The following is a 23,767-nucleotide window of genomic DNA, read 5'->3' as shown; positions in this document are numbered from 1 at the left end:
GAAGAGAGTGCGGGGAGGTGGTGGTAGTGCTCAGTTGGCGGAGGGGGCGCCGAAGTAGCGGGCGTTCGCTGCGGCGATCGCGTCCCAGTCCGCGCCGTGCGGGAAGCGGACCACATCCCAACTGGCGTTGAAGAGCCGGTCCTCGGCGTCCTCGTCCCGGAAGGTGTCCTGTTCCTTGCCGAGTGTGTCCACGAAGACGGCCACGTTCCCGCCGGGCAGCCGGTACACGAAGTCGGGCTGTGCGTTCGCCTCGGTGAGGAACGGCCCGGCCTCGTCCGGCAGGTTCAGTCCCCGTGCCTTCGCCCAGCCCAGGAAGTCACCGCGCGCGGCCAGTTCGGCGGCGGCCGTCGCCTCGACGGCAGTCGGTGCCGCCGGAACCTTCTCCACCAGCCGCCGGTACTGCTCCGACCGCGACTCACCCCGCGACTCGCGCTCGGCCGTTCCCGAGGCGAACCGCACCAGCAGATGCCGGGCCGCATGGCGGTTGATCAGCGCGTGGTCGAGCTGGTTGCCGTACGTCAGCAGGCACTCATAGCAGCCGAGCGCGCACGGCCGGTCCGGGTGCGGGCCGCCCAGATCGGTGCCGTCCTCATCGAAGTGGCAGATCGACAGCGCGTATCGGGCGGCCTTCGCCAGGGCGTCCGGCTCCGCCTGGAGGCGGCGCAGTACGCCCGCGCCGCCCTCCGCGGCCTCCATGAACAGGAACCGGTTCCGCGGTCCGCCGTCCGGTGGCAGCAGCTCGCTTGACAGCTCGGCGTCCTCCAGCTCGAACGCGGCTTCGATGCCCCGCTCCAGCGCGTACATGAGGGACAGCGCCTCGGGCTCGGGCAGGGCCTCGTCCAGGGTGACGACGAGGATGTTGCGGCGGTCCTCCACGTACGGGATGACCCGCTTCTTGCGGCGCCGTTCCTTGCCGTCCTCGTCGACCACCGGCAGCTCGCTGGAGTCGCCGGAGGCCTCGGCGGCGTCCTTGTCGTTCATCCAGCGGCCGTCGGCGAGGTCGAGCCAGTAGCCCGCCGGCTCGTCCTTCTTGGCGCGTACCCGGCCGAGGTTGGTGATGCGGACCGTCGCCGAGTCGCCGTACGCCAGGTCGGCCAGCGGCCCGCCCGAGGCGTCCGCCACGGAGGCGTTGAGGCGGCCCTTGCGGGCGCCATGGTCCTGGAAGCGGTACGACATCTCCAGCCGGAAGCCGGCCCGGCGGCGCTCCTCCTCGTCGGAGGAGATCCGTTCACGGCGCGTGGTGTAGACGGTGTGCAGCTGGAGCAGGCCGTAGGTCGCCGCGCCGAGCGGTTCGTCGCACATGTGGCAGCGGTCCTGGCGCTCGGCCGGGTCGTGGTGGTAGCCGCAGTGCGCGCAGCGGCGGGCCTCGCTGGTGGCCAGGTCGCCGGACGAGTCAGGCGGGAGCTGGATGCGGGTCACCTGGTAGCGGGCGCCCTCGTGGTAGATGAGCGCGCCGGGACCGAACTCGCGGATGGCGAGGAAGCGAGGACGCTGGAGGTAGTCGCCGTCACCCCGGCGGCGGCCGATCGTCGGGATGTACGCGGCCAGCGGCAGGCGCGGGAAGCTGTAGCCGGGCAGGAAGCCCTCGGAGGCGAGGTAGCGGTAGGGGTTGAAGTCGGAGAGGACCGACTTGCTGTCGACGCTCTCGTTCATCAGCAGGTTCAGCTGCGTCTCCGCCTCACGGCGGCGTGCGTTGGCCCGGTTGCGGTCGCTCTCCGTGAGGCTGTAGTCCAGGCGCCGCTTGTTCTGGATGTACTGGTCGTCGAGCGCGGCGCGGAACAGCTGCCGCCAGCGGTCGAAGGCTCGGTCGAAGCGCTCCGGCACCGTACGCACCCGGTCCTGGATCCAGTCGTCGTGCCACCACGTCGTGTCCGCGAAGTCCGGCAGCAGGGGGCCGAGCACCCGCAGGGCCGCGTCCACGGTGCGGTGCTGCGCGCTCTCGTCGAGGGAGGCGTCGAGGATGTCGGGCAGCAGCTCCAGCGCGGGGTTCGGGCGGTCGCCGGTGTCCGGGTACGACACGTCCAGGACCTCGGGTATCGCGCGGCCCAGCTTCAGGCCGGCCTCGGCGATCCATATACCCTGCAGATGCGAGAGGACCAGGTCCTCGTTGGCGAGGTCGAGACGCGGGGGCGCCACCGCGCCCGCCACCATCCGCTCCGAGCGGCGGAAGTAGTACTGGTCGTGGCTGTTGCCCGTCGCACAGTACGTCGTCACGAGGGCGGGCTGGCCGCTGCGGCCCGCGCGGCCGGAACGCTGGGCGTAGTTGGCGGGAGTGGGCGGCACGTTGCGCATCATCACCGCGTTGAGGGAGGAGATGTCGACGCCCAGCTCCATCGTGGGGGAGCAGTACAGCAGCTTCAACTCCGCCTTGCGGAACGCCTCCTCGCGCCGCTCCCGCTCCTCCGGGGCGACCTGGGCCGTGTGTTCCCGGGCGAACAGCCCGGACAGCGCGCTTGCCGCCTCCTGGTACAGGTCCCGGAAGAAGGTGTTCACCCGCGGGCCGTCGCCACTGGGGTAGGTGCGGGTCAGTGGGTCGTGGGCGCCCGTCTCGCCCTTGCCGGCGCGCCAGATGAGTGACTGGGCCGCCACCCGGTATCCGGTCGTGGTCGGAGTCGTCGGCCTGCGGTAGCGGCCGCCCGCCCGCTGAGGCGCCTCCGACACCTCCTTCACCAGGCCGTTGGCCGCCAGCACCGTCAGCAGTTCCGCGATCACGAGCTGCAGGTCGTCCGGGGGAAGGTCCTTGAACGAGGTGTCGGCACGCCTGAGGTACTTGCCGAACTTGCCACGTGCCGAGAGGAACAGGCCGGATCGGTCCAGTCCCCGGCCCGAGGACGGATGCGGGTAGGCGGTGCCGACACGCGGCCGGTCGGAGGCGGACAGCACCCACGGGTCCACCAGCCGTTCCTCGCTCGCTCGCTGCAATGCGTCGAAGTCGTCGCGGAAGTACGACACGTCGATGGCGAGCGAACGGCGCATCTCGTTGAGCAGCGCCTTCGTGATCTCCGCCCGCAGCGCCGGGTCGGCGTCCCGCAGCGCCGTGTGCGTGTGCGCCCAGCGGTCCTGCCGGTCGGCGACCCACTGCAGGTCCGCGTAGTCGATCTCCAGCAGACCGGTCTGTTCCAGGTTGGGCATGGTGATGCGCCAGCCGCGCTCCAGGTCGAGGTAGAGCCGGAAGGCGACCACGTCGCGCAGCGTCTTCGCCGCGGCGCGGGCGAGTGACGGCGGCTGGTCGGCGTCGCCGGTGTAGTCGACGGGGGCGATCGCGAGCGCGTTCGTCACCGCGGAGGCCAGCTCCTCATGGGCGAGGCCTGCCTCACCCGCGTCCAAGGCGGCCCGGTACAGCGCCCCGCGCAACTGGGTGATCTGCACGAAGTCGTTGAAGTGGCCCGCCTGGAGGGATGCGTCCTGCCGGTTGTCCACGAAGGTGAGGAGCTTGCGCGCTTCCTTGTCCAGCGCCTCTTCCGGCACGGACTTCAGGGAGCGCACCACCGACGCCGAGATCAGCGAGGTCGCCGACGACCGGCCCTCCTGGTCCAGCGTCGCCAGCTTCGCGAAGTCCCGGCCGCGCGTCTGCTCGTAGGCCACACCGCAGTGCAGACAGAAGAGGAACGGCGACGGGATGAACGCGGCCTGCAGTTCGCCTCGGCCCTCGTAGCCGAGCGGGTCCACGGTGACGGCGCGCGGCACCCGGTCGCGGAACGTCTTCCTGACCACCTCCTGGCCCCTGTCGTCCAGTTCGAGCCAGGACTCCGGCAGCCGGCGGTCGTCGACCGCGTACTGGACGCTGGACGGCCACGGCCGCTCCTGGTCGACGAAGAGGTAGCCGTCGCCCTGGCGCCCGCCCGTGGCGGAGGTGTCCCGTCGGGCCTCGTAGCGGACCTCGCCGTCCTTCTCGGTGCGCCAGACGGTCAGGTACTCCTGCCCACACTCCCGGCAGAACGCCAGCGGCATCAGCAGCTTGCCGCCGCTTCCCGGCTGTTCCAGCTGGTAGGAGCGGGTCAGATGACGCGAGAGCTTGTCCTCCAGGGTGACGTACACGGTGTCGCCCTTGGACAGGAACTGGTGCAGCCGGAACGCGAACAGCGGGCGGTCGGTGACCGGGTGGCGGGCCTGAGAGCCGGCCTCCAGAGTGGCCTCGATGGCATTCGCGCAGTCGTCCTTGGACACCCCCGACCGCTCGGCCAGCTCGCCCGCCGCGACCTCGATCTTGGTGGGCCGGCGCCGCACCAGCCGGCCCGTCGCCTCGTCCGTGGCCAGGCCGAAGCGGGTCTCGATCCAGCGGGCCAACGGGTCACGCACGAGATCGTCGTACGCTCGCGGTGCGGCGGGCGAGGTCAGGCGCTCGGCGGGGACGGCGGCGGGCGCCTCGTCGGTGGCACGTACGAGCGTCTCGCCGATGACGTCCTCGGGGCTGACCGTCGTGCCGAACAGCCTGCTCGCCACGTCGGCGACCACCTTCTTCTGGTCCTCGACGGTGCCTTCGGTCGACATGGTCGCCGAGGTGCCGATGCACTGCACGTGAGGGGCCTGGCAGGCCTCGCGGACCCGGCGGATCAGCAGGGCCACGTCGGCGCCCTGCCGGCCGCGGTAGGTGTGGAGTTCGTCGAAGACGAGGAACTCAAGGCCCTTGGCCATCTTGATGAGGCTGGCCCGGTCGGCGGGCCGGGTGAGCATCAGCTCCAGCATCACGTAGTTGGTGAGCAGGATGTCCGGCGGGTTGTCGCGGATCTCCTTGCGTTTCTCGTCGTCCTCCTGGCCGGTGTAGCGGGCGAAGGTGACCGGCTCGCGGCCCTGGCCGTAGCCGTCGCGGAGGTACTTCTCCAGTTCCTTCAGCTGACTGTTCGCCAGCGCGTTCATGGGGTACACGATGATGGCCCGAACTCGCTTGACCGCTCTCGGACCTTCGGAGTCCCGTTCATGAAGGACGCGGTTCACGATCGGCACGATGTACGACAGCGACTTGCCGGAACCGGTGCCGGTCGTCAGTACGTACGAGGCACCACGCGCGGCGGCGTCGATGGCCTCGCGCTGGTGGCGGTGCAGGGTGAGCGGCCGCCCGTCCGGGACGGTGCCGCCCTCCGTCTTCCCGGCCTGGAAGATGCGGGCGCATTCCTGGTGGAGGGCCTTCTCCCCGACGAGTTCGACGACCGTGCCGCCGCTCTGGAAGAACGGGTTGAGCGACAGCCACGGATCCGGCCACTGCGACTTGTCGTCGAGGTCCTTCTCCATGAACGCGGCGACGCGGTCGTCGCGGATGACGGTGCCGCCCTCGGTGAAGTCGCGGTAGTCCTTGATGAGAGCGCGGTGCACCCCGAAGACGTCCATCGCCGTGCCGGAGGTGGTGACCGGCGCCGGCCGCGGCGCGGGCGTGGACACGACGGCGCGGGCGGCGGTGGCGGCCAGGGACCGCGTCGGATCGAAGGCGCTCCAGTGGGGGAGCCGGGTCTCGTCCCCGTCGCGCACGGCCAGTGGGTACAGGGCGTCACGCACTTCGGCCGCGCTCGCGGGCCGGTCGGCCGGGTCCTTGGCGAGCAGCCGGCCGACGAGGCGGATCAGCTCGGCAGGGATCTCACCGCGGATCACTCCGAGGGGCGTCGGCTCGGCCTCGAGGTGCTTGCGGGCGAGCTCGAACGGCGACTCGCTGACGAAGGGAGGTACCCCGACGAGCATTTCGTACAGCACACAGCCCAGCGCGTACAGGTCGGCGGCCTGGGTCACCTGACGGGCCTCGAACTGCTCGGGCGCCATGTAGCGGGCGGTGCCGACGCTGACGCCGGTGCTGGTCAGCCGGGCCTCGTCCGGGTCGTCGACGATGCGGCCCATGCCGAAGTCGAGGACCTTGACGGTACCGCCCCGGATCAGCATGACGTTCGCGGGCTTCAGGTCGCGGTGCACCACGTCGGCCGCGTGGGCGGCGGAGAGGCCGTCGGCCATCTGGGCGCCGATCGCGGCCACCCAGGAGATGGGCAGCTGGCGCTCCTCCTCGATGAGATCGCGCAGCGTCTCGCCGTCCAGGAACTCCATGGCCAGGTACGGCAGTCCGCCGTCCGCGCTGATCCCTCCGGCGATGAGCCGTGTCAGGTTCGCGTGCTCGAGGCGGCGCATGATGCGCACCTCACGGGCGAACCGGTCCACGGCCTTGTTGTCCGCCCCGGTGTCGATCAGGCCGCCCGTGCGGCGGCGCAGGATCGTCTTCACGGCGACAGAGCGTTCGGCGCTGCCCTCCGGGGCCTGGAGGTCCTCGGCCCGGTGAACCTCCCCCATGTTGCCCTTGCCGATGACCTGTCCGACGCGGAATCTGCCATCGATCAGCTCGTGGCCCACGGCTGCTCCCCTGCCCTCTACTTCCCCGACCCCTAAGGGACTTGCCCCTGTGCCCGCCGCCGCTCCGCCATCCTGACCGAACGGAGAGTGCAGACGCGGTCACCGTACACGAGAAGCCCCAAGTTTCCTAGAGGCATGATGCGTTGACAGTGTTAACGTGACGCCCTTACTGTCTGGCGTGTAAATCACGTTGGGGGTGGGTGGCATGGCGGAGTATCAGGGGGTTGGCGGGCGGGGGGCCTCCGTCACCCGGGCTGCCCTGGCGGAGCTGATGGCTCAGCTCCGCCGGGCCGTGGTCGGCGGAGTCGTGCCGGAGGCGGTGTTCCTGGCGCAGACACGCAGGCTGGGGCTCGGTGAGGACGAGCGGGAGCGCCTGCGGCGTGAACTGCTCAGGCTGAGGGTGCCTGTCCAGAGGAACGTGGTGCATGCAGGCATCGACATTCCAGATGTGGGAAAGGTTGCGCGGAAGCGTGTAGAAATTGTGTTCCCCCGGCTCGATCGGGTGATGCGGCTGCTCGAGCGGTACGCGGACACCGAGGGATACGTGACGTCCCGGGCCCTGGAAGGAGTCGTACGGCTCGCGGGGCTGAACGCACGCGAGGCGGCGGCCCTTCGGGAGGCTGCCAGGGTGCGGCCCGAGAAGCCGTCCGTGGACACGACGGCCGACGCCACGCCCGAAGAGGCGCCCGGAAGGCAGGAGGCGGCCAGTGGCGGCCGGGCCGCAGGAGAGATGTCGGCCTTCGAGGAGCCTTCGGTCGCGGAGGAGCAGGGCTCACCGGAGCAGGTGGGCGAGCCGCCGGAGGACTTCCTGCCCGAGCCGTCCGGAACGGTCGTACGGACTGACGCGGACGTGGCCGCCGCAGTGGCCGCGGCACGGGCCGTCATGCGTGAGGACCGCATGCGCCGTCGGCCGGAGAACCGCCTGCTCACCGCGCAGGAGGAGGTCGGGCTCGCCGTGCTCGTCAGGGGCGCGGCGAACGAGGAACCCGACCAGGAAACGCTCAGCGCCCTGCCTCCGGAAGACATCAGGATTCGCGCGCGGGACTGCCTGGTCGTGCACAACCAGAGACTCGTCCACAGCCTTGTTCCCCGCTATCTGGAGCAGGGGCTGGACTACGACGACCTGTTCCAGCACGGAGCGCTGGGGCTGATGCGGGCGGCGCGCAAGTTCGACGCGGCCAAGGGGTTCAAGTTCTCGACCTACGCGACGTGGTGGATCCGGCAGTCGATCACCCGGGGTCTCTGGGACGAGGGAACCGTCATTCGCATCCCCGTCCACATGCACGAACGGATCCGCAAGGTGGCGGGCGCCGAACGGACTCTCGCGGCGCAGGGAAGACCGGCGACCACGGCCGACGTAGCCGTGCTGTGCGACCTGAGTCTGAGCAAGGTCGAAGAGGCCCGGAGACTGAGCCGACGTACCGACTCCCTGGACCGCGTGATCGGGGACGGGGCGACCCTCGGGGACTTCGTCGCGCGTACCCGGGCCGTGCCGCCGTTCGAGGAGCAGGTGCACAACGCCCTGCTCCTCACAGAGGCCATGACCGTGGTGGACACATTCTCCGGCCGGGACCACCGGATCCTCGTACGGCGCCTGGGGCTCGACGACGAGCCACCGTCGACCCTGGACCAACTGGGCGGCGAGTTCGGTGTGACGCGGGAGCGCATCAGGCAGCTGGAGGTCAAGCTGGTGCCCGAGCTGCGGGAACGCCTGCGCAGGGCGCGTCTTCTCCGTGTCGGTGGCTCGTCGGTGCCCGAGGAGTCCGGGAACGCACGGAGCGTCTCCACCGGTGCTGCACGTCGCCGCGTCTCTCGCGCGGCCCGTCCGGCTCGTCTCGTCCGCGCCGTCGGTCCGGCAGCTCGTTCTCTGGCCGCCCCGCCCAGCGGCCGGGCCACAACGGAGGCCGAGATGCCTCCGGCCGGCGGGATGACGACGGACAGGGCGACGTCCGTGGACGCGGCGGACCGGGCCAGGGCCCGTCGGCCGGCCGATGAGCCGTCCGGCCAGGCGGGGCTCGCGAACTACGCGCTCGCCGCTGTCGGAGGTCCGGGACTTGCCGAGATCCTCGGACCACCGGCGGCCGACGCGGTGCTGAGGATCGCGCGCGAGCGCGAGCCGGCCGACCACAGCGTGCTCATGGCGCTTGAGGTGCTGCGCCGTGTCTTCGACGCCGTTGCCGAGGCCGGGTTGCGGCCCGAGGACTTCCTGGACCGCTCTTTCGAGGCGCTCTGTGGCGTCACGCCACGGGCCTACCTCGCCCGCAAGCCGTTGGTGCACGGCGAGCCCCGGCTGGCGATGCGCGACGCCCTCCGGGAGTTCCTGGCCGCACCGCGGGCCCTCGCGGAGGCGGTGACGGCGGAAGGCGAGGCGGAGGCGCCGGCCCCGCCGGAAGCAACCGATCAGAGGTCGGCTGAGCTGGAACCGACCGAAAGGGCGCCGACCGGGCCGGAGCAGACAGCCGACCAGCCGGCGTGCGACGCCCCGACGGCCGCTGCCGACGAGCCCGACGCGGAGGCGGCCGAATCGCAGCAGAGCCGGACCACCGCGGGTGCCGCCGAGACCCCGGCGGGTGCGGCAGATGCCGAGGAGACCGCGGCGGATGCCGTCGGCACCGATGACATGCCGGTGCGGACGCAGTACACCGCCGACTGGCACAAGGCACGGGAGCTGACGGCGCCGCCCTTCGGTGGGGGATTGGTCTGGCTCGCCGAGTACGCGCTGCTCGCCGTCGGGCATCTGCAGCTGGCCGTGCTGCTCGGCTCGTCCGCCGCGGACGCCGTGGTCAGGGCCGGGCGGGAGCGGGGCATGCTCGACCGTCGTGTGATCAGCGCCCTGGAGGTACTGCAGGGCGTCTTCGATGTGCTCAGGGAACTCGAGCTCCGGCCCGAGCACTTCTTCGAGTGGACGTCCGAGGCCCTGGGCGGGACGACGCCGCGTGCGTACCTTGCTGCGAAGCCTCTGGTGGACAACGCGTCACGGCTCGCGATCCAGGACGCCCTGAACGAGTTCGCGTCGGTGCGGGTGACAGGGAGCGATGCCGATGCCGATGCGGAGAACGGGGACGGCGGTGCTTCGCAGGACGCTCCGGTTGAGACCGGGGAGGATGTCGAGCGGCGGCTCGCCGAGGCCCACGCCAGGCACGAGGCGGAAGTCGCGTGCCTCACGCAGGCCCATGAACGTCGCATCGCCGAGGAACGGCAGGCAGCCGACGCTCGTGTCACGGCCGCCCTGGCGCAGGCGGAACAGCAGCTCGACAGCTGGGAAGAGATCCTGCTGAACCGCGCGGACAAGGCGCTGGCCCGGCGGGAGCAGTACCTGCGACGTCAGGCCGACGAGCGCGTCGCGCGGCTCAAGGAGGAGCAGCGTGAGGCGACCGTCGCTGCCACGCGCCGCGCGCAGGAACGCATCGTGGACCTGGAGATCCGGTTGCGGCACACGGAATCGGCGGCGTCCACGGCCGGGGCCGAGCGAGTCTCCCGTTTCCAGGCCCGGGCCGAGGAAGCGGAGCAGCGGCTGCGCCGGTACCGCGAGGAGACCGAGGCGCGCATCGCGCACCTCGAAGCCCGGCTGCGGCAGGCCGAGACCCGCCTCATCGCCCGGGACCGGGCGATGTACGAGGCCGGGCAGCGTGCCGCCGCCGACGTCGAGCAGGCCCAGCAGTGGGCCGAGGCGGCGGAGCGGCGGGCCGAAGCACTCGTGTCGGCCGCCGACCAGGCGGAAGCCCGCGCGGCGCAGGGTCAGCAGATCGCTGCCGCACGCCTCGCACAGGTCGAGCACGACGCCTGGGCCCGGATCAGCGAGTTGCAGGCGCAGCTCGCCGCCCTGCAGGCACCGGCCGCCGGCCGGGCGTCTTTGAGGGATCGCTGGCGCCGGCCCTGAGCACGAGCCTCGCCCTTCCCCCCTTTTCGAACTTCTCGATCAGTTCCCAGGAGCACCATGGACGCCCGGCAAGAGCTCGTCGACTACCTGCACCGCCAACTCGTCGGCCCGGCAGTCGGAGAGCAGGAGATCCTCGACGCCCCGCCCGACCGGCAGTACCTCATGGGCACCCTGTACCCACAGGAAGCCGATCTGCAAAGACAGTTGGACCTCGCGGCGGAGGAGCCGGACGGCCCGGGCACGGAAGCACGCGCCGACGACACGGCTCCCTCCACGGACCCCGTTCCCGAGGCCAACTCCTGGCTGCCCTCTTCCCTGGGGCTGAGCTTCTACACGGACACGACCACGGTCACCGTCGGCTGCTCAGGGGCCCGGTACGAGACGAAGGCGGCGACGGGTGACCGGGGCCGGCGCTGGAAGCGGGTTCCGCTCCGCTCCGAGACCCACACGCTCGGACCGGAGCGCGACCGCGTGCCCGTACTCGACGGCCGGGCGGAAATCCGCGTGCGCCGCCGGACGTTCCGGGGTGGACACCTGGTCACCGTGGCCCTGGTCAACGCCGCCCACCACGAGCAGGCCCTCGGCAAGGCCGCGCAGTGGGACCGCATGCTGTTCCAGGTGGGCCTGGAGGCACGGCCCGTGGAGGGTGCCGTACTGCCGTACCCGAGCGTTCGCCTGGCCAGCCGCGACCCCGAGGAACAGGAACTGCGGCTGCAGTACCGGCACGTCCGGACCCATGCCGTCGGGCACGGGTGCGCGGTCGAGGAGCAGCGCGACGAGGACTCGGGGCAGGTGACCGGGGTGAAGGCCGCCGTCATGCCGCAGGCCGAGGTCAGCGGTACCAAGGCCGCGGGCCTCACCGGCACGCCCGTCCTCAATGTCCTGCACCTCGCGGACCCCCTGGTTTCCGTGGCGCAGCTCCGCGAAGAGCTGGGCGAGTTCGCGGCCCACTACCGCGCCTGGTACGTGGGCCAGCTCAACACCGACATCCCCGAGTGGGGACGCGAAGCCGCCGACCGGATTCTCGGCCGCGTCCACACCGCGGTCACCCGCATCGAATCCGGTGTGCGCACGCTCTGCGACCCGGACCGCCCCGAACTCCTGCGTGCCTTCCGGGCCGCGAACCGTGCCATGGCGTTGCAGATGCGGCACTCCGCTCGCGACCAGGCCGGCGAGCGGCGTGCCCGGCGCGACCCGGTGCTGCTCGACCCGGCGCCGAACCCGGAGGCGACCTGGCGGCCGTTCCAGCTGGCGTTCTTCCTGCTCGCCATGGACGGCGTCGCCGACCCGCGGCATCCGGACCGGGACGTCACCGACCTCATCTGGTTCCCCACCGGCGGTGGAAAGACCGAGGCGTACCTGCTGCTGGCCGCCTTCGTCATGGTCCTGCGGCGCGCCGCACCCGACGGTGGCGGGACCGCCGTCCTCAGCCGCTACACCCTCAGCCTGCTGACGACGCAGCAGTTCCAGCGCGCGGCCACCACGGTCTGCGCTCTGGAGACCCTGCGCCGCGCCGACCCCGAGACCTATGGAGAGGAACCGTTCTCCATAGGCCTCTGGGTGGGCGAGGCCACGTCTCCGAACTCCTACGACACGGCCCGTACCAAGTTCGAGGAGGTCCGCCGGGCTGCCAAGCCGGACGACGTGTTCATCCTGGACCGGTGTCCCTGGTGCGGCACGCGCATCGTTCCCTCCCACAAGTCGCCCGACATCGGCGACTACGGTGTGCGTGCGACCGCCGACTCCTTCGCCTTCCACTGCCCGCGCGACGACTGCGCCTTCCACGACGAGCTGCCCGTCGGCGTCGTGGACGAGCAGCTCTACGACCGTCCGCCCACGTTCGTCCTGGGCACCGTGGACAAGTTCGCCCGGCTGGCCTGGGAGCCGCGCGCGGGGCGGCTGTTCGGCGCCGGGACCGGGAACCTCCCGCCGTCGCTCGTCATCCAGGACGAGCTGCACCTGCTCACCGGCCCCCTCGGTACGACCGTCGGCCTGTACGAGTCGGCCGTGCTCGGTCTGTGCACCACGCCCGAGGGCGTCGGACCGAAGGTGGTGGCCTCCACGGCGACCATCCGCCGCTCCGGTGAGCAGATCCGCGCGCTGTACGGCAGCGACGTGCAGCTCTTCCCGCCTGCCGGACTCGACGCCAGGCACTCGTACTTCGCCGAACCCGACAGGACGCGTCCCGGACGGCTCTACCTCGGCGTGATGGCCCAGGGCCACACCGCGGGCCGCGCCTCCGTGGCCACCGCCGCGGCCATGCTCCAGGGCGCCTGGGAACTGCCCCTGGACCACCGCGACGACTACTGGACCCTGGTCGCCTACCACCACAGCCTGCGCGAACTCGGGCGTACCGTCACGGCCGCTGCCGACGACATCCCGGCCCAGCTCAAGGGACTGGACTCGGGATCCGGCTCCGGAATACGGGAGTTGAGTGACCATCAGGTCCAGGAGCTGACCAGCAACCTGCTGCGGGCGGAGCAACCCGTCCTGCTCGACCGGCTCGAGAAGAGCTGGAGGGACGAGCAGTCGGTGTCCTTCCTGCCCTGCACGAACATGCTCTCCGTGGGCGTCGACGTGAAGCGGCTCGCCCTCATGCTCATGCAGGGCCAGCCCAAGACGACGGCCGAGTACATCCAGGCCACCAGCCGGGTGGGCCGGCACACCGTGCCCGGACTCGTCGTCACGTTCTTCAACGCCACCCGGCCCCGCGACCGCTCGCACTACGAGACGTTCGACGTCTATCACCGGTCGCTCTACCGACACGTCGAACCGACCAGCGTCACGCCCTGGTCCGTACCCTCGCGGCGCCGAGCCCTGCACGCGGCGCTCGTCATCCTCGTACGGCATCGCCTCGGCCTGTCCGCGGAGAACCAGGCGGGCCGGATCCTCGACCGGATGCCCGAGGCGGAGGCGCTGCTGGACGAGTTGTCGGCGCGGGTGGTGACCGCCGGTGAGTCCGTCTCGGCAGACGCCGTGCGCAAGGAACTCGGTGAACTCCTCGCCGCCTGGGAGGAAGCCGCCCGCGAGGCGCGCAAGGACGGCCGGGAGCTGTACTACCGCAACCAGGGCAAGGGTCAGTCCAACCTCATCAAGAGCTTCGAGCAGCGCTACGGCCTGTGGGAGACGCCCAACTCCATGCGCAACGTCGACCGTGAATGCCAGGTCATGGTGAAGGGAGCGGACCTGTGAGCCGCACACTACGGGTACGTCAGTCGCAGACCGTCCTGCCGTTCGGTGTCGGGGCCGTCTTCGACATCCAGGGCGAGTCGTTCGTGGCCACCGGCATCGGCGACTGGCCGCAGCGGGCCAAGCAGCACGTGGAGTCGCCCCGGCTCGCCACCCGCCTCGGGGTCACGGGCTTCTACGCCGCCCCGCCCACCGCCAACGAACGCTACGACGTCCCGGACGCACCCGGCGCTCCCTACATCCGCTTCCCCGCCTGGCTCTTCTGCGGGGCGTGCCGACGCATGAAGCGCTGGCGCATCGCGGACGAGAAGCCGGGACAGCCGCCGCGCTGCCCGTCGTGCTCGCCGGGCCCCACGCTGGCGCCCATGAGGTTCGTGCAGATCTGCTCCGCCGGTCACCTCGGTGACATCGACTGGTGGTTCTGGGCCCACTCGCGGCGCGAGGCCACTGAGCGCACGGAATGCGAAGAACGCGAGAAGCTGCGGTTCCTGGTCTCCGAGCGGGCCTCCGGCCTCGAGGCCCTCTCCGTCGCGTGCACGGCGAAGGCCTGCGGAGCCTCCCGCGACCTGCTCGACATCCTCGGCACGCACGGCATGCGCTGCTCCGGACGCAACCCGTGGCAACGGGCGAACGAAGCCGTGGAATGCGTCAAGCCCATCCAGATCGTGCAGCGCACCGCCGGCAATCTGTACTACCCCATCGTGCACTCGGCCCTCGACATACCCGAGACGGAAACTCCGATGTACCCCGACGAGCAGGTCGCGAGCCGGGTACGCGAGCACGACCTGTGGGTTTCCCTGTGCAAGGTCGCCGCCACTCCGCGCGCCGAGGTCTTCCGCGAAATGATCAAGGATGACACCGGAGCGGACGATGCCCTGCTGGATCTGCTCCTGGCCGACGAGACCGGACAGCCTGCGGCACCGGCTCCCGGATCGGCGGCCGCACCTGCACGTCCCGATCTCAGCCGCGAGGAGTGGGAGGCGTTCATGGCACCCGTCCCGCCTGCCACCCGGGACTTCGCGCTGCGCGAGACCACGCTCGGCCTGGCCCAGGAGACCACGGAACCCTGGGTGGGCCTGCGGCGCGGCATCGGACGGATCCTGCTCGCCGACCGGCTGCGCGAGGTGCGCGCCCTGTCCGGCTTCACACGGGTCTCGCCGGACGCCACCGTCGTACCCGCCGACACCTCCCGGCGCCTGAAGTGGCTTCCCGCCGTCGAGGTCTTCGGCGAGGGCATCTTCCTCACCCTCGACAAGGACACGCTGAGGAGCTGGGAAGCCGACGACCGGGTGGTGCGACGGGTCGCCGGGATGCGGGCCGACCTCGACCGCGCCTTTCAGAAGGACCGGCTTCAGGCCCTCACCGGCGCGGAGCTCTCCCCGAGGTTCGTCCTGCTGCACACACTCGCGCATCTCCTCATCCGCCAGCTCTCCTTCGAGTCCGGCTACACGACGGCGAGCCTGCGCGAACGCATCTATGCCCGGCCAGAACAGGACCAGTACGGCATCCTCGTCTACACCGCGGCCGGCGACGCCGAGGGCACGCTCGGCGGACTCGTGCGCCAGGGCGAACCGGCGCGGCTGGCGGAGACGCTGCTGCGCATGACCGAAGCAGCCGCCTGGTGCTCCGCCGACCCACTGTGCGCCGAGCATTCCGGACAAGGCTTCGGCAACCTCAACCGGGCCGCCTGCCACGCCTGCGCCTTGCTGCCCGAGACGAGTTGCGAATCCGGCAACACGCTGCTCGACCGTGCCCTCGTCGTGGGCGGGGAGCAAGTGCCGGGCTACTTCGAGCCCATCGTCACCGCCGCCCGGACAGCGGCGGCCGCAGCCCTGGAGCAGCCCACGCCATGACGCTCACCTACCTCGACCTCGGTCCGGCCCAGCGAGCCGCGCTCGACAGCCTGCCGTTCGACGGCAACCACCTGATCAGCGGCCCGCCGGGCAGCGGCAAGAGCCTGCTGGCAGCCCAGCGCGCCGTCATGCTCTCACTCACCGGCACCCCGGCCGTCCTGCTCACACGGTCTTATCTGCTGCACCAGTCCCTGTCGTCCGTCGTCCACGCACTGGGGCCGAGGGACCGCGGCGTGCGCGTGGCCACGGCGCACTCATGGCTCGCCGACTGGTACGGCCCGAAGGCTCCACGGGCTGAGGACGGCTGGTACGACTGGGCCGCCTTCTACCAGCGGGCCGCCGAAACCGAGCCCCCTCCCGGTCTCACCCTGGTCGTCGACGAGGGACAGGACCTTCCCCCCGGGTTCTACCGCCTTTGCAGGGTCCTCGGGGCCAGGGTCACGGTGTTCGCCGACGAGTGCCAGCGCCTCACCGACGCCAACTCCACCCTGGCGGAGATCGTCCAGCGCCTTGGTGACTGCACACGCCTGGAGCTCGACGGCAACCATCGCAACACCCGTCAGATCGCCGCATTCGCCGCCCACTTCCACACCGGGGCCGGCCTGCCCGTGCTGCCCGACCGCGACGGCCCCTGGCCACGCCTTCACCGCCTGCCCGACCGCGGCGCCGCGGATCTTCTGGTCACGCTGGCCCAGCGGCACCCCGACCACACCATCGGCGTGATCGTGAACTCCACACACACGCAGTTCTCGCTCCTGGGCAGTCTGGAGCGCAGAGCACCGCGCCTCAAGCCGCAGCTGTACACCTCCCAGGCCACCGGGGGCCGGTACCGCACCCTGGACCTCGCTCGTCCGGGCATCGTCCTGGTCCACCGCGCCAGCGCGAAGGGGCTCGGATTCGACACGGTCGTCATCCCCGACACCCACACCGATGCGGCTGTGGATCCCACCTCGGCAGCCCTGCGGATGACGTACTACGTGCTGGCCACCCGTGCCCGGCATGAACTCCACCTCGCCCACGAGGGCGAGCACGAGCCGCCGCTGCTGGCTCAGATCGGGACGGGGGAGCTGGTGCGCGGCTGAACCATGTGCGATCCGGGGCCGGGAGACACGGATGTGACAGGTGCCGCGTGGTGACCGCCGTACCGGTCAGTGACTGAACAGAGCATCGATGCCACACGTATCCCCCCACCGTGGGAGGATCCCTCACCATGAGCGCGTCCCCGGCGGTGAGGAGTCTGCGTGCCGCGGTGTTCGCCGCGGTGTGCGTGCTGCTCGCTGCCGCCGGGCACGGGCTGGCCATGGGGGACATGCCGCCGCTGTGGGCCGACGGCGTCGGCTTTGGTGCCGTCTTCGTGTTCGGCTGGGTGCTCAGTCGGCGTGAGCGGTCGTTGCCCGGCATCGGCGCGGCCATGCTCGCCACCCAGGCGGGGCTGCACTTCGGCTTCGGCGCGGCCCACCGGACGGCCGGACCGACGCACTCGTACGCCATGCACATGGCATCCATGTCGGGGCACGCCATGGCCGGCATGCCGGCCGATGCGATGCCCCACCCCGCCCCCGCCCACGCCACCGCCGCCCACCTCCTCGCCGCCCTCGCGGCGTCCTGGTGGCTGCGGCGGGGGGAGGCCGCGCTGTGGTCGGTGCTGCGGCGGGCCGTCGCGCTCGTGCCCCGGCTCATCGCCTGGTGGCGCGACACCCCGCTGCCCGCCTCTGTCGAGCACGCCCCGCGCATGCCGACGGCCCCCCGACCGCCCCGCCTGACCCTCCTGCGGCACGCGGTCAGCAGACGCGGGCCCCCGGTCCCGATCCCGTACTCGCTCTGACACCCCTCACACGTCACTCGTACGGAGATCGAAACATCATGGCCATGCCACGCTGCACGCTGCGCCGCGCCGGAACCGTCGCCGCCCTCGCCGCCACCACGGTCCTGCTCGCCGCCGGTGCCGCCGCCGCGCACGTCACCGTCCACCCCGAGAGCTACGCCAAGGGAGCCACCGACGGTGTGCTGACCTTCCGCGTCCCGAACGAGGAGGACAAGGCCTTCACCACCAAGGTGCAGGTCTTCCTGCCCACCGACCATCCCGTCCTCGGCGTGCTCGTCCACCCGCAGGACGGCTGGACCGCCAAGGTCACCACCGCCAAGCTGAAGACGCCGGTCAAGACCGACGACGGCACCATCACCGAGGCCGCCTCCGAGATCACCTTCAGCGGGGGGAAGATCGGCGCCGGGGAGTACGAGGACTTCAACGTCGCTTTCGGTCAGCTGCCTGATGACACCGGCCAGTTGGTGTTCAAGACGCTGCAGACGTACTCCGACGGCAAGGTGGTGCGCTGGATCGAGGAACCGGCCGGCGGCGACGAGCCGGAGAACCCCGCCCCGGTGCTGAAGCTGACGGCCGGGGACGCCAGCGGCACACCCGCGGCCGCCAGGACCGCCACCGCCGGCACCGCCAAGGCCGCCGACACCGGCGACTCCACCGCCCGTGGGCTCGGCGTCGCCGGGCTGGTCGTCGGAGTGCTCGGCCTCGCGGCCGCCGCGTTCGCGATCGTACGGAGCCGGGCCGCACGGTCGTAGCCGTCACCCCACGCCGAAGGGCCCGGACCGTACCCCGGTCCGGGCCCTTCCCCCTGCCGGCGTCGCTCAGCGCGCCGCCAGCTCCAGCAGCTCCGTCCCGGCCGCCGCCTCCACGGATATGCGGGAGGTGCGCCACAGCCACCACACGTCCCGGCCGAAGGACCACAGCAGCGAGCCGAGGGCCATGAGCACGATCGCGAGGTTCGCCGGGTGCGGGAGGAGCTGCGCGCCCGCCAGGAGCAGGGCGATGCCCTGGACGGCGGCGACGGTCTTGCGCGCGAAGGACGGCGGCAGCGGGGCGTTCAGCCAGGGGGCGAACCGGGCCGCGGCGACGAACGCGTAGCGCATGCCGCCGATCAGGAGCACCCATGGGCCGAGCTGCACGGACACGTACACGCTCAGCACCAGGATCAGGAACGCGTCGACCTCCATGTCGAAGCGCGCGCCGAGCGCGGTCGACGTACCCGTGCGGCGGGCCACCTTGCCGTCGACGCCGTCCAGGAGCAGGGCGACCGCGGTCAGGCCGACCAGCAGGGTCACCGGCGGAGCGCTCTCGAAGGAGTCCGCGACCAGCGCGGTCACCCCGCCCACCAGGGTCGCCCGGCCGAGCGTGACGCGGTTCGCCGGGCCGAACGAGCGCAGGCAGGAGCGGTGCAGGGCGCGTGCCAGCACCGCCCAGGTGGCGAACGCGAATGCCAGCCCTGTCAGCCAGCCGGCGGGCCCCATGCCTATCGCCGTGCCGAGCAGGGCGAGCAGCAGCAGCTGTATGCCCGCTCCCACAGCGGTCTCCTGCTGGGGCCTCGCGTCGTACGTGTTGTTCAGGGCCACCGCACACCCTCCGGCCGAGTGACAGAGTCGATCACGCCGCGTACTGTGCGCGGCCTGTGCACTTCTCGGTACGTGAACAACTTCCCTACTGTTCAGGAGGATGCCGATGAACCGTTCGGCCCGCGCGTTCTGGCTGCGCTCACCCGGCCACGGCGAGCTGCGTGACCTCACCCTCGCGGAGCCCGCCGAGGGCGAGGTCCTGGTGCGTGCCCTGTACTCCGGGGTGAGCCGCGGGACCGAGACCCTGGTCTTCCGCGGCGGGGTCCCGGAGAGCCAACACGCCGCGATGCGGGCGCCGTTCCAGGAGGGTGACTTCCCGGGTCCGGTGAAGTACGGCTACCTCAGCGTCGGCGTGGTGGAGGAGGGCCCGGATGCGCTGCTCGGGCGAACCGTTTTCTGCCTGTATCCGCACCAGAGCCGTTACGCCGTTCCGGTGAACGCCGTGACCGTCGTGCCCGACCGGGTGCCCGCCGCGCGTGCCGTCCTCGCCGGCACCGTGGAAACCGCCGTGAACGCCCTGTGGGACGCCGCGCCGCAGATCGGCGACCGGATCGCGGTGGTCGGCGGCGGCATGGTCGGCTGCTCGGTGGCCGCCCTGCTCGCCCGTTTCCCCGGCATCCGGCTGCAGCTCGTCGACGCCGACCCGGCCCGCGCCAAGACCGCCGAGGCCCTCGGCGTGGACTTCGCCACGCCGGAGGGCGCCCTCGGCGACTGCGACCTCGTCGTGCACGCCAGCGCCACCGAGGCCGGCCTCACCCGCGCCCTGCAACTCCTCGCCCCGGAGGGTACGGTGGTGGAACTGAGCTGGTACGGCGACCGGCGCGTCGCCCTGCCGCTCGGCGAGGCCTTCCACTCGCGCCGGCTCACCGTGCGCAGCAGCCAGGTCGGCACCGTCTCCCCGGCGGCCCGCGCCGGCCGCACGTACGCCGACCGGATGGCGCTCGCCCTCGATCTGCTCGCCGACCCGGCACTGGACGCGCTCATCACCGGGGAGAGCGCTTTCGAGCAACTCCCGGACGTCATGCCGAAACTCGCCTCGGGCGACATCCCCGCCCTGTGCCACCGGATCCGGTACGCCGAGACGGGCCTGACCTGAGAAAAGAGTGAGAGAGGGCTGAACACGGGGAAGCGAAGAGCCGTACTACACGGCATCCCCCGACGGGTAAGGACAGGGGGACCAGACGCGTCGTACCTGGAGGGACGTCCGTTGTTCAGCATCACCGTCCGCGATCACATCATGATCGCCCACAGCTTCCGCGGCGAGGTGTTCGGACCTGCGCAGCGACTGCACGGCGCCACGTTCCTGGTGGACGCCACCTTCCGCCGCGAGCAGCTGGACGAGGACAACATCGTGGTGGACATCGGCCTGGCCACCCAGGAACTGCGGCTCATCACCGCCGAGCTGAACTACCGCAACCTCGACGACGAACCCGACTTCGCCGGCGTCAACACCTCCACCGAGTTCCTCGCCAAGGTCATCGCCGACCGGCTCGCCGAACGCGTCCACAAGGGCGCCCTCGGCGAGGGTGCCAAGGGCCTCGCGGGCATCGCCGTCACGCTGCACGAGTCGCACATCGCCTGGGCGAGTTACGAGCGTGGCCTGTGACCGGGACGACCACGGAGCGGACCCGTCTATCCTATGTGCCGGTGCAGACCGGCACCGTCGAGAACGCCGGAATCACCCCCATGTCCCTGCGCACCGTGCACTTCGTCCTGCCGGGCGGCGTCGACGACCCGACGGCGCCCAGCGGCGGCAACGCCTACGACCGCCGGGTCTGCCTGGACCTGCCCGGCTTCGGCTGGCAGGTCACCCGGCACACCGCACCCGGCAGTTGGCCGTGCCCCGACCAGACCGCCCGCGACCACCTCGCCCGCACCCTGGGGGACCTGCCGGACGACGCGGTGGTGCTGCTGGACGGGCTCGTCGCGTGCGGCGTCCCGGAACTCGTCACCCCGCACGCCGACCGCCTGCGCCTGGCCGTGCTCGTCCACCTCCCGCTCGGCGACGAGACGGGCCTCGACCCGGACGTCGCCGCCGGCCTCGACGCCCGCGAGCGCGCCGTGCTGCGCGCCGCGCCCGCCGTCGTCGCGACCAGCGACTGGGCCGTGCGCCGGATCGTCTCCCACCACGGACTGGCCCCCGAACGGGTGCACGTCGCCGCGCCCGGCGCCGACATCGCCCCCCTCGCGCCCGGCACCGACGGCGTCTCCCGGCTGCTGTGCGTGGCCGCGGTCACCCCGCGCAAGGGCCAGCACCGGCTTGTGGACGCGCTCGCGGCCGTACGGGACCTGCCGTGGACGTGTGAACTCGTCGGCGGCCTCGGCCACGACCCCGACTACGTCACCCATCTGCGCACCCTCATCGACCGGTACGGCCTCACCGACCGGCTGCACCTGACCGGCCCCCGCTCCGGCGCCGACCTCGACGCCACGTACACCGCCGCCGACCTGATGGTCCTCACCTCCTACGCCGAGACCTACGGCATGGCGGTCACCGAGGCCCTGGCCCGCGGCATCCCGGTCCTCGCCACCGACGTGGGCGGCCTGCCGGAGGCGGTCGGCCGCGCCCCCGACGGCGGGGTGCCCGGCATCCTCGTGCCGCCGGAGGACCCCGCCGCGCTCGCCGCCGAACTGCGCGGCTGGTTCGGCGAGCCCGACGTGCGCCGCCGGCTCAAGGCCGCGGCCCGCGGCCGCCGCGCCGCGCTCGACGGCTGGGCCACCACCGCCCGCAGCCTGGCCGCGGTCCTCGCCCGGCTCCCCGAAGCCCCGAGGAGGGCGGCATGACCCGGCCCAGGGCCACGTCGAACGGCATGGCGTCGATCCCGGCCCAGGCCGGACCGAGGGACACGACACCGGAGCACAGGAGCGAGAGCGAGGTGGAGTCGGTGCGCGGGACCGAGGACCAGGTCGAGGCCGGTCGCGGTGAGGCACCAGCCCCGGTCGCGCCGGTGCGTGCCGAGGCGTCCGGGGCCGCGGACGACGCCCGGGACGCCGGGGGCACCGCCGGCGCGGCGCACGGTGCCGAGTCCTCCGTCGTCGCCGGGGCCGGGCCCGTCGCCCGTCCCGGTGAGCGGGCCACCGTACGGCTGCGCGACGACGAGCCCGCGGAACCGCCCCGGTACGCGCCCGAATGGCTGCAGCTCAGGGAACCGGCCGACGCGGCCGCCCGCGCCCAGGACCTGCTGGATCCCCTGCGGATCCGGCTGGCGAACCTGCCGGGCCGCACCGGCGCGCTGGCCGTGCACGACCTGGGCTGCGGCACCGGCTCGATGGGCCGCTGGCTCGCGCCCCGCCTGGACGGAGCCCAGCACTGGGTCCTGCACGACCGCGACCCCTACCTGCTGCACTTCGCCGCCGTGGCCTCCCCGCGCTCCACCGCCGACGGCAGCGGCGTCACCGTGGAGACCCGGCGCGGTGACGTGGCCCGGCTGACCCCGGACGCGCTGGCGGGGGCCTCGCTGGTCACCGCGTCCGCGCTGCTCGACGTCCTCACCCGCGAGGAGGTCGTCACCCTCGTCGACGCCTGCGCCGGGGCCGGCTGCCCCGCGCTGCTCACCCTGTCCGTCGCCGGACGCGTCGAACTCACCCCGGCCGACCCGCTGGACACGGAGATCACCGAGGCGTTCAACGCGCATCAGCGGCGGGGCGGGCTGCTCGGTCCGGACTCGGTCACCGTGGCCTGCGAGGCGTTCGCCGCGCGCGGGGCCGCCGTACGCGTGCACCCGAGCCCGTGGCGGCTCGGCCCCGAGGAGGCGGCGCTGACGGAGCAGTGGCTGCGCGGCTGGGTGGGCGCTGCCGTGGAACAGCGGCCCGAGTTGCGCGAGCGTGCCGAGCGCTACCTGCGGGACCGGCTGGCCGCCTGCGCGGCCGGTGCCCTGCGGGTCGTGGTCCACCACAGCGACCTGCTGGCGCTGCCCCGGCCGACGGGCGGTACCTCATGAGCACGCGGTCGGCCGCGACGGAACACGGGCGGCGGCTCACCGGAGCCGACGGCCACGCGCGCGTGCCCGACGGCGGCCCGGCCGATGCGTGCGTGTACGGCGCCGGCACGATGCACGCGCGCGCGGCGGGTGCGGGCCCGGCGCAGGCGGCCCGCCCGGCCGGTACCGTGCTTGCCGAACGGGCCTCCTCGCCCCCGGAGTCTCCGGCCCCGCCGGCGCAGCCGTCGTCCCCGCCCGAGCCCGCGCGGACCGCCAACCCCCGACGTCCCGGACTCCGGGCGCTGCGCACGCACTTCGGCACCGTCGCCGGCGTGGTCATCCTCGGCGCCCTGCTGTGGCGGCTGGGCACCGGTGTGCTCCTCGACGGGCTGCGCCGGATCGACACCGTGACGGTGCTGGCCGCGCTGGGCATCGGCCTGGTCACCACCGTGCTCAGCGCCTGGCGCTGGCAGTTGGTGGCCCGCGGGCTGCGCATCCGGCTGCCGCTGGGCCCCGCCGTCGCGGACTACTACCGGGCCCTGTTCCTGAACGCGGCCCTGCCCGGCGGGATCCTGGGCGATGTGCACCGGGCGGTCCGGCACGGACAGAGCGCCGGTGACCTGCGGCGCGGGGTGAAGGCCGTCGTCCTGGAACGCGTCGCCGGACAGATCGCGCTGGCCGTGTTCGCCGCCGTCGTGCTGCCGACGCTGCCGTCCCCGGTCCGCGCCGCGGCCCGCGACGCCGCCCCGCCGGTGGCCCTCGCGGTCGCCGGCGTGTTCGCCGTGGGCCTCGCCGTGCGCATGAACCGGACACCGTCCGGCCGGGCCGGCGGTCTCGGCACCGCCCTCGGAGAGGCCCGCCGGGGCCTGTTCTCCCGCAGGGGCGGACCGGGCATCGCACTGTCCTCCGCCGTGATCCTCGCGGGGCACCTGGCGATGTTCGTCGTGTCGGCCCGGGTCGCCGGCTCCGCCGCCCCGGTCGCGGTGCTGGTGCCGCTGGCCGTCCTCGCCCTGGTCGCCATGGGACTGCCGCTGAACGTCGGCGGCTTCGGGCCCCGCGAGGGCGTGACCGCCTGGGCGTTCGGTGCCGCGGGACTCGGCGCGAGCACGGGTGTCGCCGTCGCCGTCGTCTACGGCGTGCTGAGCTTCGTGGCGAGCCTGCCCGGCGCCGTGGTCCTCGTGGTGCGCTGGTACGCC

The 23,767-nt window shown here is 72.2% G+C and carries 12 protein-coding genes and 1 pseudogene; 11 read left to right on the top strand and 2 right to left on the bottom strand.

Annotated elements, in window-relative coordinates:
• Positions 1-30 precede the first annotated feature (30 nt).
• The gene (locus tag AB0D93_RS31250; RefSeq protein WP_362126514.1) at positions 31-6,324 is read right to left on the bottom strand and encodes a protein kinase; all 6,294 of its coding nucleotides are present in this window, start codon (positions 6,322-6,324) and stop codon (positions 31-33) included.
• A 505-nt stretch (positions 6,325-6,829) separates the two neighbouring features.
• Here AB0D93_RS31250 and AB0D93_RS31245 point away from each other — a divergent pair.
• The 6 genes from AB0D93_RS31245 to AB0D93_RS31220 all read left to right on the top strand — a co-directional run bounded on the left by AB0D93_RS31245 (position 6,830) and on the right by AB0D93_RS31220 (position 17,823).
• Positions 6,830-10,204, top strand: coding sequence for a sigma-70 family RNA polymerase sigma factor (locus tag AB0D93_RS31245; protein ID WP_362126511.1), 3,375 nt, complete (start codon positions 6,830-6,832; stop codon positions 10,202-10,204).
• Positions 10,205-10,261: 57 nt separating this feature from the next.
• Positions 10,262-13,396 (top strand): helicase-related protein, encoded by a 3,135-nt coding sequence (locus tag AB0D93_RS31240; RefSeq protein WP_362126508.1) that lies wholly within the window; start codon positions 10,262-10,264, stop codon positions 13,394-13,396.
• Complete coding sequence (locus AB0D93_RS31235; RefSeq protein ID WP_362126505.1) at positions 13,393-15,246, top strand: DUF1998 domain-containing protein; 1,854 nt, start codon at positions 13,393-13,395, stop codon at positions 15,244-15,246. Before AB0D93_RS31240 ends, AB0D93_RS31235 begins: the two co-directional genes overlap by 4 nt.
• Positions 15,243-16,328: a DNA helicase gene (locus AB0D93_RS31230; RefSeq protein ID WP_362126502.1), complete on the top strand. Its 1,086-nt coding sequence runs from the start codon at positions 15,243-15,245 to the stop codon at positions 16,326-16,328. Before AB0D93_RS31235 ends, AB0D93_RS31230 begins: the two co-directional genes overlap by 4 nt.
• Before the next feature lie 128 nt (positions 16,329-16,456).
• Positions 16,457-17,071 carry a hypothetical protein gene (locus AB0D93_RS31225; RefSeq protein WP_362126499.1) on the top strand — a complete coding sequence of 205 codons (615 nt, stop codon included), beginning with the start codon at positions 16,457-16,459 and terminating at the stop codon, positions 17,069-17,071.
• 38 nt (positions 17,072-17,109) lie between these two features.
• On the top strand, positions 17,110-17,823 hold the full coding sequence (locus tag AB0D93_RS31220) for a YcnI family protein (protein ID WP_362126496.1): 714 nt from the start codon (positions 17,110-17,112) through the stop codon (positions 17,821-17,823).
• Positions 17,824-17,889: 66 nt separating this feature from the next.
• On the opposite strand, the gene AB0D93_RS31215 is transcribed toward AB0D93_RS31220, so the two are convergent.
• On the bottom strand, positions 17,890-18,651 hold the full coding sequence (locus AB0D93_RS31215) for a CDP-alcohol phosphatidyltransferase family protein (protein ID WP_362126492.1): 762 nt from the start codon (positions 18,649-18,651) through the stop codon (positions 17,890-17,892).
• 106 nt (positions 18,652-18,757) lie between these two features.
• Between AB0D93_RS31215 and AB0D93_RS31210 the strand changes: the two genes are divergently transcribed.
• From AB0D93_RS31210 to AB0D93_RS31190, 5 genes and pseudogenes are all read left to right on the top strand, one after another.
• A complete protein-coding gene (locus tag AB0D93_RS31210; protein WP_362126489.1) occupies positions 18,758-19,747 on the top strand; it encodes a zinc-binding alcohol dehydrogenase in 990 nt (329 codons plus the stop codon).
• Positions 19,748-19,858: 111 nt separating this feature from the next.
• Positions 19,859-20,257, top strand: a complete 399-nt coding sequence (locus AB0D93_RS31205; RefSeq protein ID WP_362126486.1) for a 6-carboxytetrahydropterin synthase — start codon at positions 19,859-19,861, stop codon at positions 20,255-20,257.
• On the top strand, positions 20,254-21,435 hold the full coding sequence (locus AB0D93_RS31200) for a glycosyltransferase family 4 protein (protein ID WP_362126483.1): 1,182 nt from the start codon (positions 20,254-20,256) through the stop codon (positions 21,433-21,435). Before AB0D93_RS31205 ends, AB0D93_RS31200 begins: the two co-directional genes overlap by 4 nt.
• Positions 21,432-22,592 (top strand): trans-aconitate methyltransferase, encoded by a 1,161-nt coding sequence (locus AB0D93_RS31195; protein ID WP_362126480.1) that lies wholly within the window; start codon positions 21,432-21,434, stop codon positions 22,590-22,592. The genes AB0D93_RS31200 and AB0D93_RS31195 overlap by 4 nt, the downstream gene beginning before the upstream one ends.
• Positions 22,589-23,725 (top strand): annotated as a pseudogene (locus tag AB0D93_RS31190) (lysylphosphatidylglycerol synthase transmembrane domain-containing protein); the annotation flags it as partial. The gene AB0D93_RS31195 and the pseudogene AB0D93_RS31190, both read left to right, overlap by 4 nt.
• Between the last annotated feature and the right edge of the window lie 42 nt (positions 23,726-23,767).

Origin of the sequence: Streptomyces sp. NPDC048191 (assembly GCF_040652655.1) — a bacterium.
Taxonomy (GTDB): Bacteria; Actinomycetota; Actinomycetes; order Streptomycetales; family Streptomycetaceae; genus Streptomyces.
Note: the sequence above shows the minus strand (reverse complement) of the source record. Positions and strands in the feature narration are given on the sequence as shown.